General features: G+C 63.2%; 9 protein-coding genes. All 9 read right to left on the bottom strand.

Going from position 1 to position 14,130, the window contains the following annotated elements; genetic code table 11:
• Positions 1 to 135 precede the first annotated feature (135 nt).
• Genes bcsC through P3R38_RS00700 form a run of 9 tightly spaced genes read right to left on the bottom strand, consistent with a single transcriptional unit; the run spans position 136 to position 13,863 of the window.
• The gene (gene bcsC / locus P3R38_RS00740) at positions 136 to 3,657 is read right to left on the bottom strand and encodes a cellulose synthase complex outer membrane protein BcsC (RefSeq protein WP_277686727.1); all 3,522 of its coding nucleotides are present in this window, start codon (positions 3,655 to 3,657) and stop codon (positions 136 to 138) included.
• Positions 3,645 to 4,757 (bottom strand): cellulose synthase complex periplasmic endoglucanase BcsZ, encoded by a 1,113-nt coding sequence (gene bcsZ, locus P3R38_RS00735; protein WP_277686726.1) that lies wholly within the window; start codon positions 4,755 to 4,757, stop codon positions 3,645 to 3,647. Before bcsZ ends, bcsC begins: the two co-directional genes overlap by 13 nt.
• A 2-nt stretch (positions 4,758 to 4,759) precedes the next feature.
• On the bottom strand, positions 4,760 to 7,042 hold the full coding sequence (bcsB, locus tag P3R38_RS00730) for a cellulose biosynthesis cyclic di-GMP-binding regulatory protein BcsB (RefSeq protein WP_277686725.1): 2,283 nt from the start codon (positions 7,040 to 7,042) through the stop codon (positions 4,760 to 4,762).
• A complete protein-coding gene (gene bcsA / locus P3R38_RS00725; RefSeq protein WP_277686724.1) occupies positions 7,039 to 9,648 on the bottom strand; it encodes a UDP-forming cellulose synthase catalytic subunit in 2,610 nt (869 codons plus the stop codon). The genes bcsB and bcsA overlap by 4 nt, the downstream gene beginning before the upstream one ends.
• The gene (bcsQ, locus tag P3R38_RS00720; RefSeq protein ID WP_277686723.1) at positions 9,645 to 10,361 is read right to left on the bottom strand and encodes a cellulose biosynthesis protein BcsQ; all 717 of its coding nucleotides are present in this window, start codon (positions 10,359 to 10,361) and stop codon (positions 9,645 to 9,647) included. The genes bcsA and bcsQ overlap by 4 nt, the downstream gene beginning before the upstream one ends.
• Positions 10,358 to 10,582 carry a cellulose biosynthesis protein BcsR gene (bcsR, locus tag P3R38_RS00715; RefSeq protein WP_027907873.1) on the bottom strand — a complete coding sequence of 75 codons (225 nt, stop codon included), beginning with the start codon at positions 10,580 to 10,582 and terminating at the stop codon, positions 10,358 to 10,360. The genes bcsQ and bcsR overlap by 4 nt, the downstream gene beginning before the upstream one ends.
• On the bottom strand, positions 10,579 to 12,198 hold the full coding sequence (gene bcsG, locus P3R38_RS00710) for a cellulose biosynthesis protein BcsG (protein ID WP_277686722.1): 1,620 nt from the start codon (positions 12,196 to 12,198) through the stop codon (positions 10,579 to 10,581). Before bcsG ends, bcsR begins: the two co-directional genes overlap by 4 nt.
• Positions 12,191 to 12,376, bottom strand: a complete 186-nt coding sequence (bcsF, locus tag P3R38_RS00705) for a cellulose biosynthesis protein BcsF (protein WP_023378078.1) — start codon at positions 12,374 to 12,376, stop codon at positions 12,191 to 12,193. The genes bcsG and bcsF overlap by 8 nt, the downstream gene beginning before the upstream one ends.
• Positions 12,373 to 13,863 carry a BcsE family c-di-GMP-binding protein gene (locus P3R38_RS00700; protein ID WP_027907871.1) on the bottom strand — a complete coding sequence of 497 codons (1,491 nt, stop codon included), beginning with the start codon at positions 13,861 to 13,863 and terminating at the stop codon, positions 12,373 to 12,375. Before P3R38_RS00700 ends, bcsF begins: the two co-directional genes overlap by 4 nt.
• Positions 13,864 to 14,130: the final 267 nt, after the last annotated feature.

Raw genomic sequence — 14,130 nt, 5'->3', positions numbered from 1 at the left:
AGTCGTGCGGCGCGCCGATTGGTCGGCGGGTACGCAGTGGGAGCGACTATAAGGGCATAAGAAAAATAATTTAAATATCTTTAACGAATAACCATATGAAGCCGTTCATGCATCGCCCCAAGCGCTGGATGCCCATCAGCGCCACTCGCTGTAGGGCTCCAGTGAGGTGACCGGTAACGCCAGGTTGCCTCGCCAAGGTTCGAACATGTAGCGCACATAGAGCATCGCATGGCTGGGTGCGTAGTCATCGCTGTGTTGCCAGTCGAACCCACCGCCCAATGCCCAGCGGTCGCTCAAGCGCCGTTCGAACGCCCCATGCAAGCGGTAGCCCAGGCCATTGCTGTCGCTGGCTTCGGTCATGGCGTCGATGTTCGACGCGATGATGTCGTAACGCGCCAGCAACTTGCGGTTCAGGCTCTCGTTCGGATAGACACGACTGCTGTCGCTGTGGGCACGGGACCAACTGACCGACCCCTCCACCAGGAACGACCAATCGTAGTTGCGCCAGGCATAGCTGACCGGTACTCCGATCGACTCATAGCGCTGCGGGCTGTAGTAACCGCCCTGGCCCAGACTGTAGCCTCCCAGGTCCTTGTCATATCGCCAGTGCATCAGGGTCAGGCCGACCCGCACGCGCTCGTCCGCCTTTTCGACCGCACGGTAGTAATAGCCGGCCATCGCGCGGGTACGCTGGTTGTCGGCAACGTTCTCACCGTACAGCCAGTGGTGCCCGAGGCTTGCCCAGACGCCATGGTCCCCGCCTTGGTCCCAGCTCAGGCCAAGGGTGGCACCGTTGGCCGTAACACCGCCCCAGCGGACGTTGGTAGCCGGGTCGCGAGCACCTGCGAAAGACAGCAACGAGTTGCTCATCGGCCGGCGCGAGGCAGCCAGCGACCAACCGACCTGTCCGAGGTCGCCGTTGACGATTGCGCCGCCCAGCCAGTTATTGACCTCGTACCCTTGGGTAGTGCCCAGGTCGAAGCCCCAGCGCTCGTTCTGCCAACCAAGCGCCAAAACACCTCCATTGGCCGTTTGCGAGCCCGGGCGGCAGGTCGGCAATAGCGCCCCGCTACGGGTGACGCCGACGAACTGGCAAGTACCGAAATCAGCGGTGTTGTTGCCATTCTCGTCCAGATCGAACGAACCAGCATCCATGCCGATGCGCTCCACGCGCGCAAACGCCCTACCGTCTTCCCAGGGCGTATCGACATGCAGCAGGGTCGATTGGGTGCTCAACCTGGAAATACCAGGAGTGCCGTCGTTCTTGCGCCAACCGTAGTCATGCATCAGGGTGACGTTGGTATTGCGCTGGCGGTACAGCTCATCCACATCGCTGCGCAGGCTGCGCACCAACCAGTCGTCCGCGTCCTTGGCGCGACTGGCCAAGGTCAGGGCGCGGTCGTCGCGTGGCGATACCGCCGAGCGGCTGAGCAACTGCGCGTCGGCCATCGCTGCGGCATACAAGTCCAGCGCCCGCTGAGGGTCCTTGGCCGCGACCAGGCGGGCAGCGTCTCGGCGCAGCAATGGGTCGGGCTGGGTCTGCCGCGCGGCAATCCGGTCCAATAGCCTGGCGGCCTTGTCCTTCTCACCCAATGCGACCCAGACGGTCGCCAGGCGCCGCTGGGAGTCGATCTCCTGATCGTTCAGTTGCAGCGGCTGTGCGGCCAATGCCTGTCGCACACGCGCCAGGTCACCTTCGGCAACCCAGCTCTCCATCACGCCAAGGCGCGCTTCGGCTCGCTGCGGCTGAACGTCCAGCACACGCTGGTAATAGCCACGGGCCTTGCCATGCTCGCCCCGCTCTGCCGCCCAGTCAGCCATCAGCAGGAGGTCGTCGGGGTCACCCTCGCCGTGGGCCAGACCCGCTTCCAGAACGGCGGTCGCCTCATCGGTACGGCCCTGCTCCTGCAAGCGCTGAGCTTGCGCCAAGGTCATGCGACGACGCATGCGCTTGTCCAGCGCATGCATATCGTCGGTCCAGGCGCTTTGCGGGACAGCCTGCAGGGTATTGCGAGCCAATGCATCACGGTCGCTGGACTCAAGGTACAAGCCATGGGCATAGCGGGTAGCCGGATCCGCTGGCTGGCGCTGCAGCAACCTTGCGAACGCGGCGTCCGCCTCGCCGTCACGCCCTTGCTGGCGCAGGCTGTTGGCCAGTTGATAAACCAGCCATGGCTCATCCGGTGCGAGCTCGACAGCCTGCCCCAGCACTTGGCTGGCAGTGATCCAGTCCTGTCGCTGTAGGGCCGCGTCGCCCTGCTCGCGCAGGCGGCCAAGGACAAGGCTGCGGCGCAGGCTGGCGAACTGGGCCTGTTGCGCTGCTGGCAAGCTGTCCAGATAGGCTTCGGCCTTGGCCGTGGATTGCGCCTGATAGATACGCATCAGGCCGCGCACCGCGCTTTCATTGTCCGGCACCATTCGCCGCACTTGCAGGTACTGCCGCTCGGCACCGGCCAGATCGCCTTCGGCAAATGCCACATCGGCCAGACCAAGCAAGGCGAACTCGTCTTCAGGACGTTGCTGACGCGCCTGTTGGTAAAGTGCACGAGCACCGCGCAGGTCTTGCTTCTCGAGCAAGCTGTCTGCCTTCTGCAGCAGGCCCCAGTACTGACTGGACGCTTCAAGGTCTTTCCACTTGCTCATCAGGCGAGTGTTCTGCTCGATGGACGCCGCCTGGCGGAATGACGTGTTCGCCTCCGCATAGCGACGCTGGCGCATCAATGCGACGCCCAGCGCCCCGTGCAGGCTTGCATCGTCCGCATAACGACGCAGCGCCAGGCGCAGTTGTGCCTCGGCTTGAACGTTCTGCTCCTGGTCGAGCAACGCTTTGCCCCGCTGGCCGGCCTGCCAGGCAGGGTCAGCCACGAGGGTGCGCTGCTGCTTGAGGTTTTCGCCGGCCAGTGGCAACAGCGGCGAAGCGGGATAGCGCTGGGCGAAAGCCTGCCAGCCCGCGACACTGTTGGCGCTCACAGGTTGTTCGGACAGATAGTCGAATTCGCGCTGCGCGGCAGCGTCGCGTGCCGCTGGGTCGCGGGACAGCTGTTCGAGCACCGCCAGCGCTTCGTGGTTGCGCCCTTCACTGAACAACCAGCTGGCCAGGGTTTGCCGTAGACCGGCGTTGCCCGGGTACTGTCGATCCAGTTGCTGCAACTGCTCGATCGCGTCCGGCCGCTGACCGGCGAGGTTTCCTCGCACGCGCCAATAATCCAGGGCCAACTCCAGACTAGGGGGCTCGCCCGCGAACAACTGGTCATAGGCAACCAGTGCCTCGTCATAGCGCCCTGTCACGGCCATGAGGCGGGCTTGCTGAAGGCGTTGCACCTGCTCCGGCTGCTGCAGTTGCAGCAAACGCCTGGCCTGGCGCTCCTGGGGGCTGCCGGGAGCGACTTGGCTTATGCTTTCGCGCAGTTGCTCTGCTTCCTGCGGCTTTTGCTCACGCAGCGCCAGGCTCAGCGCGGCGAGCAACGCGTCGGGGTTTCGTGGCTCCAACAACCGCAACCTGGCCAGGGCGTTATGAACCAGATCGTCACGGTGCAACGCCTCGCCGATTCGCACCTGCTCAAGCAGCCATTGGCGCTGCCCGTCGCTGTCCTTCGGTTGAGCGGCCACGGCACAGGACAACGCGCTCAGCGTCAGCACGCCGATCATTCGGAACATGGTGCACTCCAGGCAGGCAGCAAACGACCTTCTTTGTCGAAGCGATAGCGGGCTTCGTCCCAGCCTTGGCCGAACAAGGCGAGGACCTGGTTGTAATACGCTTGCGGCTCGGCCGGTGACTCATGCAGCCGTTTGCGCTGGGCTTCGAGGGCCACCTGGCCATCCGGAATGCTGGCCAGCAGTGGCAGCAAGGCCGCTGAAAAGCCAATCGGGCCATGGCCACTTTCCTGACCGCTGCGGGCATCGATGCTTTCCGGCGGCAGGCCGCTGCGCAGGGTCAACGCAGCCATCGGTGCGAAATGGCGCAGCATCTCGTCGCGCTGCGCCGCCCCCTCGGCCAGCATGCCGAGCCACAGGTAGACGCGAATGGCGTCATAGTCACCGCCACTTCCATGCTCAGGGTCGGGGCGGATAGCGGCCGCTGGAGTCCACAACAGCCAGTCCGGTGCGAACCCTTTGGGCGAAGCCTGCAACCAGACTCGGCGAACGTTACTGGCCATCTCGCCCCACAACGGGTCGACCAGGGCGAAGCGGTCGAACAGTTGCGGTGGCAGGTAGCTGGGGTTCAACCGCCAGCCCTTGTCGCTCTCGAAACCGTAGTCCGCGGGTAGCAACATGACGCCCAGGCCGGGAAGCTTGCGGACGCTCTGTGCCGCAATACGCCAGAGCATGCTCTGGCCCAATTGGCCATAGCCGGGTTCGCTCCAGAGCCTCCCTGCTTCGAGCAGGCTGTAGGCGATCCACAGGTCGGCATCGCTGGCATTGTTGCTGTCCAGCACCTGCCACTGGTTTTGCGGGCTACGCCCCCAAAGCCAGGCTGGCAGATGCCTTGCGAGGTTCCCTTCGGCAAGGTTGTTGCTGGTCCAGCGCAGCACGTTGGCGAAGGCTTGGCGATCATTGCCCACCAGGGCAAAGAACAACGCGTAGCTCTGCCCTTCGGACGTCGAGACCAAGCGTTTGTCACTGCGGTCGAGCACCCGGCCATCTTCGCTGACCAACTCGGTCTTGAAACGCTCCCAGGCCGGCCACGGACAAGCCGTCGAGGCCACCGCGACAGTGGGCAAGCACATCACCAGCAATGCTCCCAGCAGCAGACGCATGTTCAGTCAGCCTCACCCAGGCGACGACGCCCGGCCCAACGCAGCGCACGCCACAGAAGGAAGGCGAACAACAGCACGCTGACGGTAGCGCTCACTGCGATCAGCATCGGATAGTCGGACAGGTGGAACCACAGCAACAGCCACCATGGCAGCTCACCGACGAAGTAATGCTCACCGACGAACTGGCTGCTGACGCCGCTGGTGCGCACCAACGCGACAGAACCGGCCACGGCTTCCAGCTTGCCGGAGTCCGCCAGCACGTCGCGCAACAAGGCGTAATCGGCGTCGGAACGGGCCAGCAGCGCCACGACACTGCGTTGCTCATGGAACGGCGACTTCAAACCGGTGATTGCAGCGAGCGGCGCCTGCGCGCTGACTTCGACGCGGCTATTGGGCACAACCGGCGCGTTATCGAAGCGCTGGCTGCCCGGTACATCCAGGGTACGCCCCTGCACCATCCAGTCTCGCTGGGCATTGAGCAACAGCCCGAGGTTGGGGACGTCGTGCAGGCTCTCGGGCAGTGTGCCGATGAGCAGCAGGTCGGCGTCGGCATCCGCGACGTTTCTCCAGTTGTCACTCAGGCGGACGTTCAGCGCGGGGTAACCGATCTGCCCAGCCAGGCTGCCGACGACGTCGAGCAAGGTACCGACCTGCATCGGTGTGGGCGTGCTCGGTACGACGATCACGGTTTCGGAAAGGTCGGCCATGCGGCTGTAAGGGAAACCGCTGCGGGCGAAGGCGCGCAGGTCTGGCATCGCCATGTAGTGGTGGTAACCGGACAGGTCGATGGTCGAGTTCTCATCGATCGCCGCTCGCACATCAACGGGCAGTGAGGTCTGGCAATGGTCACGCTGGGCGCTGCCCAGGGTGCTGGCGAAGCTGAAGTCGAAGCGCAAGCGGTTACGCGCACCGATTTTCAGGGCGGGCACCAACGATTGCTCGGTCAATGCAGTACTGTCGGTGGACAGCACGCTCAAGCGCATTTCTTCGAGCGTACTGCTGCGACGATCGTTACCCACCAACGGCATGCTGGTGATGTACTGGTCGTTGACGCTGATGCTCAGGCGCGACTCGTCGGTAACGGCCGGCGGTGTGTAGCGGTACAGGGTCTGCAACGGAATACCCTGGTTGCGCCAGACGAACAGGTCCGGTGGCAGGTTCACGTCAAGGGTAATCGGCCGTGGCTGTAAGCCGCTGACCTGCAACTGTTCCGGATAATCGAGCAGCTCGGAGAAACGCACCGGCCGGTCGGTGCGCGTCCAGTTCGGCGCGTCGTATGGCTTGCGCGGCTCAAGGGCGGCCATCTGCTCGACCTTGACCCGAGACCCGCGGAACAATTCGGTGCCCACCGCCAGCGCCGAGGCGGCCTTGACCAAGTCGTCGTCGTTGCGCCCAAGCACTAGCAGCAGTTTGCTCCAGCGATCGGTCGGATGGTCGATCAGTTGCACCACTGGACCATCTACCGGCGGAAATTTCTCCAGGTCGGCGAGGAACGCCGGGCGCCGTTCGTTACTGGCGAACACGATGGCCGGCTTGGGCTTGTCGCCGCTGGCAGGCAGGCTGTCGAACGATACCGGGAAGGTCGCCTTGCGCCAGCCGGCCTTGCTGCCGAAGTATGACGACAGGATCGCTGCCGCTCGCTGCTCACCCAGCGTCGGCGAATCGGCGAACACCACCGGAAGCTCGACCTTGCTAGTGTCGCGCGCGTCGAAGAACGGCAGCGGGAAGTAAGCGAGGTCGTTTTCCACAGCCAGCGCCTGCTCGCGCAGCTGCACCTGGCTCTTGCGGTTGAGGTTCAACCACAGGCCGCTGTGTGCCGGGTCTTCACAGATGTCGGTGTAATGCCCGACGAACTCCAGGCGAACGCGGTTGAAGTCGGTCACCAGCTTCGGGTCCAGAGGCAGTTGACGCCGCACACGCTGGCCGAGCTGATCCTTCTCTACCGGAACCACGCCCATCAACTCGTCGTTGAGGTAGACGCGCAGGTGGGAAAGGTTCGGCAACAGCGCTGGCGAAGGGGTGTAGTCCAGTTGCAGGACCGCCTCGGTGGCCAGGCGATCCCGACGCACGCCGAACTCGATGTTTTCGCTGTTGCGCACACCCAGCAACAGGCTGTCGGAGGCTTGGCCGAGTTGCTCGAACGTCTTGATCACCGGCCAGTTGGGGACCGTTGGCTCGGCCGGCATAACGAGAGGGGCTACGGAGGCGACAGCTGCGTTCTGGAACAGGGAGGCGAGCAGCGCCAGCGCCAGGCCCCAAGTGCGCGCGGGGTAACGAGTCATCATGCGTCTCGGTCAACAAGATTCGTGGATGGAAGGGGTTGTGGTGTGCGTGGCATGTAGCTGGCCAGCCAACGCGCCAGTTCACGCACTGGTTGCAGACGCTCGCTGAGCCAGCCCGGGGCGTGTTCGACCAGCCGTAGGTAGCCTATGCCACCCAGCTTGAGCACCTCGCCGAGGCTGCGCAGCGGGCGATCGACTTCATGCTTGTCCTGCCAGCCCAGCCAGGCGTCGGCACGGGCAAAGGTGCAGTGCACCAGGTCGATACGTTGTTGCAGGCTCAGGCCGTCGAAGGTCAGGCCCAGGTGACGGCCGACGATTCGGGTGACCCGGGCATTGAACGCAAACTCGCGCTGGCCCCGGGTCAACAGCAAGCGTACACGCGCGCCTGGGGCTGGCGTCACACCGTCGCCCAGTTGCAGGCCGATGCCGCCATCGGAGTAGTCGACCAATGTGCAGGGGAAGCCGTGGCCACTTTCGAGCAGCAGCGCAGCCGGCAAGTGCATCTGTACACGGTGGGCCCGACGTACCTGACGCACTTCGGCAGCCACCGCGCAGGCGGCGCCGAGGATCAGCAGGTTGTAGATCACCCACAGCGAACTGACGATCACGGTGCCGATTTCCGCAGCAGGGCCTGTGATCAAGCGCCAGACGGCGAACCCGAGACCAACGACATTGAGCGCCGCCAGGACCAAGTACGGTTGGGCAATGCGCCAGTCGAACTGCTCCTGCTCCATCAACCCGCCCTTGGCCGTGACATTGAACTTGCCCTTCTTCGGCGCAAACAATGCAACGGTGGTGGGGCGTGCGATGTACCAGGCCAGCACCGTCTCGTAGACCTCGCCCCAGAAGGTCTGACGATATTTACCCTGCATGCGCGAGTTGGTGAGGCTGGCATGAATCATGTGCGGCAGCACGTAGAGCAGGATCATCACGGCAGGCGCATAGATGATGTAGGCATGCAGCAGCAGAAACGCCAAGGGCGCCGTGAGGAAGATCAACCGAGGCAGGCCCGCAAGGAAGTGCAGCATGGCGTTGGCGTAGCACACCCTCTGGAACAGGCTCAAGCCACGGCCGAACAATGGGTTGTCGGTACGGAATATCTGCACCATGCCACGCGCCCAGCGAATGCGCTGGCCGATGTGCGCCGACAGGCTTTCGGTGGCAAGCCCGGCGGCCTGGGGAATGCTCAGGTAGGCCGAGGTCCAGCCCTGGCGGTGCATGCGCAAGGCCGTATGGGCATCTTCGGTGACCGTTTCGACGGCGAAACCACCAATGCTTTCCAGCGCGGTGCGGCGCAGGACGGCACAGGAGCCGCAGAAGAAGGCGGCGTTCCACATGTCGTTGCCGTCCTGGATCAGCCCATAGAACAACTCGCCTTCGTTTGGCCGCCGGCGGAAAGAGCCCAGGTTGCGCTCGAATGGATCGGGCGAGAAGAAGTGATGCGGTGTCTGTACCAGCGCCAGCTTGGGATCCTTGAGGAACCAGCCAACGGTCATCTGCAGGAAGGAGCGCACCGGCACATGGTCGCAGTCGAAAATGGCAATCAGCTCGCTCTCGGTCACACCAAGGGCATGGTTGAGGTTGCCAGCTTTCGCGTGCTTGTTGTCGGGGCGCACGATGTAGCCCACACCCACTTCGTCGGCGAAGGCACGGAACGCGTCGCGCCGGCCATCGTCGAGGATATAGATGCGCAGGCGATCACGTGGCCAGTCCAGGCCGAGTGCGGCGAGCACGGTGGTGCGTACCACCGACAGATCCTCGTTGTAAGTGGGGATCATCAGGTCGACGGTGGGCCAGTGTCCGGGGTTCTGCGGAAGGCTTGCGGGTTTGCGCTGCAGCGGCCAGCACGTCTGGATATAACCCAGGATCAAGACGAACCACGAGTAGGTCTCCGCTGCCAGCAGAATCACACCGCAGACCAGGTCGAGCGTGTCGTTCCAGTTCAGTGTCGAGGTGTAACGCCACCACAGGTAGCGGCACGAGATGATCGTCGACAACACGATGAGCATTAGCGTCGGGAATCGGCCTGGCATGTAGCGCACCAGCATGGCGATGCCCCACAGCAGGAAAATGAACACCAACTGCGCCATATACCCGAAGGGCTCCGTCACGCACAGCAGGGCCAGCGCCACGGCGCACAGGGTAAGAACGGTATAGAACAGGCGCCTGCCGAAAACGCTCAAGCGGCGCAAGCGCTGGGCCGCATCGTGCTGCAAGGCACTGTCTCGAAAGCGCGCGGGTACCTGCATCATGGTTTCGGCCAATCGGGCGCGGTAACGGCGTATACCCTGCCACACGCTACGCAGGCGACTCGCCACGGCGGTCAAACCACGCGCCAATCGGCCTGTATTGCGAGGTGAGGGTACGCGTCTGAGCAGTAACCACAGGCACTGGATCAACAGGCGCAGCGGGTCGCCCAACGTGGGCCGTTTGCCGACGAACTGCGGAAACAGTCGCTGACGCTCAGCCAGCAACGCTTGCCAGGCAGGCGACTCAAGGCGCAGGAACAGATATGCCAGCCATACGCCCAGGGTGAACAGCAGCGCGACGGGGCGATGAGCGCCCCGAGCGGTGAAGTAGTCGTAGGCCGAAAGAGGCGTCAGATTCACGCTTGCCGCCTCGCCAGGCAACGCACCGCCAGGCTCTGCACATCACGGGATGCCAGGCTCTGCGGTGCATAGTGGCCCACCGGCGCCTTGCAGGCGAAGGCTTCGACGAAAGCTTCGTCCCGGTGCACCAACTGCATCGGCAAACGGTTGCGGAACAGGTCACGCCAAACCATCAATACATCGCTCTGCAGGCTGCTCGCGGGGTCGAAGCGATTGACCATGAGCAGGTCGTAGCGCTCGACCTGCTGGCGACCGAGCAGGACGTGGCTTGCCATCTCGGCCTCGGCCACCAAGATTCGCATGTCCGTCTCGAAACCACGGGTGGTCTCGGCACTGACAGGATGGGGAAGGTCGAACAACAGCCAGTCGAAATGCTTGCTCAGCACGGCCTGTCGCAGACGCCAACGCTCAGCCGTGTCGTAACCCTCGAGGCCCCTGAGCTGGCTGTGGCCAACGTCGCCAAAGGGGATCAGGCACAGTCTATCGAGCACTTCGAACAGAGGCTCTTCGACGGGCCGCCCTTGCAGTTCGGCAAGTGCCCAACCGTCTTGCTGGTCCAGTGGCAGGTTGAAATGCAGGCCCAGCAGATTATCCGGGCTCAGATCGACCAACAGCACGCGCTCGCCCAATTCGCGCAGGGCATAACCCAGCGCTGCAAGCACAGCACTGCGGCCGAGGCCACCACGCAAACCGTGCATCGCCAGGCTGATCATGGCACGACTGCCTCAGGCTGCACTGTACGATCGCGATCATGCCGGGCCTGCTCCTGGCGAGCCCGGCAGCTTTCACCCAGCAATGGCCAGCGCTGCAATGCCTGCTGCACACCCACCATCATGGAGATGTCCTGGTAACTCAGGGTAGACATGTCCAGAAACTGACGAAGCTGAGCGATGTCGTCACTGCGATCGGATGGGTCAGCTTTACCAGCCATCACGGGCTCTCCTTGGGAATGGGCTGCCAATCCGGCTGGCCTTGCAAGCGCATGTAGGTATGGCCCTGGAAGTTCAGGACCTGGGCACCGGAGGTTTCCGAAACAAGCTCGGTGGTCGGCAGGTCTGTCAGCAAGCTTGGCAAGTCCAGGGTTTGGCCAGCCCCGAGGCCTGCGTACACGCGCGACACCAGCTCGGACAAGGCCAGGAAGCTGGTCGGCGAACTGACCTTGAGCGGCTCGCTACGAGCAGGCTGGCCCATGCCGATGAACTTGAGGCCGACCGGTACGTGGGTGATCGATGGCGTTGGAATCTCACGCATACCGGACAACTGCATGCGGTCGCCGTGCAAGGCGGCGCCGTGTTCCGGGACGATGGCCACCACCACCCGACGGCCGCTGCCTTCGAGCTCATCGAAGAACTTGCCAAGGTCCGAGAACAGGCGATTGGCCCGCGTGGCATAGTCAGCCGGGCGTGTACCGCCGTCGGCCGTCACCATGCGGTTGCCGTCATGCAGGCTGATGGTGTTGTAGAACAGCGAGACATGCTGCTCTCCCGAGGCCTTGCGCTTGCCCCACCATCCGCTCAGGACATCCAGGTCGCCAGCGATCGGCGAGCCGTCGAAGCTGACCAGCGCCCTTGGAAAATCGCCGGTGCTGAAACCAGGTTGGGGCATGTGCTGGCTAGTGATGTCGCCAATGAAATTGTCGAAACGGCCGCTGTGGTTGAGCAAGGTCTGGCTCTGGAAGCCCAGCCTGGAGAGGTTCTGGAACAACAGGCACTGGTCGGGAGCCGGCTGGTACAGGCCGGCATGGGACGACTGCCCGCAACTGGCCCTGAGCACACGAATGGCGGCGGGGCCGCTGTAGGAAGTGGCCGAGTTGAATTGATCGAAGATCACGTCCATCCGGGAGAACAACGGGTTGTCATGCAGGCCGACGGCCGAGAGGTCGTCCCACGCCAACGAGCAGACGTTGATCACCAGTAAGTCGAACGGCTGCTCATCCTCTTTCACAGCGGGGAATGAGGTCACCCGCTGGCGCTCGCTGGCAAAGAAGCGGTCGAGCCAGGCATTGAGGGTCGCATTGTCAGCCACCGCCGCCGTGGGCGCACTGGCAGCCGCCGTGGTGGTTCCCGCAAGGGTCGGTGAGCTGCTCACGACGTTCAGCGATGGCAGGCCGCCGACGGCCAGCCACGCGAGCCCGACCAGGCTCAGGGTGCTCAGGCGCAACCAGTGGCGCAGGAACAGGTAGCCCACCAACAGCAATACCAGTGCACCGATCAGGTTCCAATTGATGAACCTTGCCATCAGCTCCAGCAGGTAGCTCCAGGAAAAGTCGAGTACCCCCGGTTGCTCCAGCAGACGGCGGAACGGCGGCAGCCAAGTGTCGTGATAAAACAACGCTGCACCCAGCGGGAACGCGACGACCTGCCGACCGATTCGCAGCCACTTTCCCGGCAACGGTACCAACAGCAGTGCCGCGAACAGCAGGTTCGGCAATGCCTGGAAGTCGAGCATGCCAAGCGCGACCAACAGGAACTTGGCCAGGAAATACAGGTTCCAGGCACCCAGGCCGCGCCAGCCTGCGGGTACCGATGCGGTGAGTGTCGAACTAGTCATGTTCAGGATCCTGGCGCACGACTCGGCGGCGCACACCGACCGGTCGCAAGTGGCGGGGGCGCAAATGACGGCGCAGCCAGCCCAGCGCCAGGGTGCGAACACGCATCACGAACAGAACCAGCAGCAGGGTCATCAGTGCGCTGAGGCCAATGACCTGCAGCAATTGCGCAAAATTCATACTGCCCCCCACTGACGCAGGGCGATCTGACGAGGCGCCAGGGCCGCCCTTTTCTGCGCCGATGGCAAGGCGACCGATTCGGCCAGCGGAGGCTTCGGCATGGTTTCGTCGAGAAATGCCGGGGTGGCCAGGTTGTCCAGACCCACCAACACATCCTGACTGATGAAGAGCTCTTTCCAGGACAGCTGGAAGATATGATCCAGCGCCTGTTCAACACCTTCCGAGCGGCATGCGAATAGGAACAGGAACAGCACATCGCCCACGACACAGGCTATGTCGCCATCGCGGCGGAACACCGTGCGCGAACACGCCTGCAAGGGACTCAAGCCGGGCGCTGGGCGCAGCACCAACAACTGGTGGACGATTTCACCATTGCGCACGCCATGCCACATCTGTTGCACCGCCTCGGCGAAGGTACGGGGCGCAACCAAACCACACACGGGGAGCGGGCGGAGGCGCGCAAGCAAGGCATCGAAATCGGTTGGCAAGCTGCGGCGCCAGACATAGCCCTGGATGCTGTCGACCATGGTGAGGAAGCGCGAAAGGCTGGCACCGAACGGCACGATCTGCGTGGCGCCACAGGCCAGCAGCAACTGTTCGTCCTGATAGCGCAGTGTGGGGGCCATCTCGCGCACGACCAGTTTCAGGGCATTACCGCGCAACTGGCGCAGGGTATGCAGCTGACGGGCCAGGACATCGAGACGCTGCCCAGCGTCCATGGCGAAGATCACGGTGGCCGAGATGGCGCGACTGGCTTTGGCGCCAAGCTCGCTGATACTGTCGAACACTTCCCAATGCTCGGAGAACGCGGGCGCACCTTCCAGCACCTCGCGCTGGGCCAGGCAGAGTATTTCATCGCCGCCGGTATCAGGCAGCGATTGCAGGGTACCGGCAACCGCGAAGCCCCCTTCCTGGCGCGCCAGCTCGACGTCCTGCGTACCCGTCACGCCGAGCATGTTGCTCCAGAAATGCTGCAGGTACCGCACGCCGCCTTTGCCACGGTAAACCTGTGCCAGCCCGTCGATAGCCTGGTTGAACGCGCGAAGCCGTTCCACCAGCCAGACGCTTTGCCCCGTGCTGACGACCAGCAGCAATGCGCCATCCTTGAGGGCAGCCTGGCGTAGCGCATGGCACCAGCGCTCGACCTTGCTACCCTCCCACACGTCGGTGGGTACCAGGGCCAGGATAACGCGTCCGGGGATATCGATACGGGGCAGGTCATCGAGCAGGCGCAAGGTAGCCTGGCCTTCGGCCTCGTACAGTGCCAGCTCCGCTGGACCGCGAGCCGCATCCAGCCCGTCCAGTACCTCACGCACACCACGCCCGTCACCGATCAGAGCCGCCCGACCCTGATCGGACATGCCCTCGATGACTTGCCGGCATAGTGTGGTGGCGTCTTCTGCGGTGTCACAGGCCAACCAATACAGGCCTTGCTCGTGAAACTGACTATGCTCGGCACCTAATCCGGGAATAGCCAACAACGGAATGCTTTTCGTCAAAACTCTGACTCTGAATTCTAGATGAAGCTATTTCGAGGGTTAGAGCCGCACACGAGCAACTGCGGCTTAATGACGAAAAGGAGGCGTCAAAAAAACGACATATGCGAAGGCAGGCTTGGTTTAGGACGTCAATTCTACAGCACTTCGGAAAAGTAGTGTCAACATGATATGTAACGACGCGGGCGCACACGTTTGCCGAACGATTTGTGTGACCAAGGTCAAATTTCGCCGGTAATTCCAGATCTCGCCAGCCGC

Source organism: Pseudomonas sp. NyZ480 (assembly GCF_029537255.1).
In the GTDB taxonomy this organism is placed as follows: domain Bacteria; phylum Pseudomonadota; class Gammaproteobacteria; order Pseudomonadales; family Pseudomonadaceae; genus Aquipseudomonas; species Aquipseudomonas taiwanensis.
This window is presented reverse-complemented; position numbering and strand designations above follow the sequence as displayed.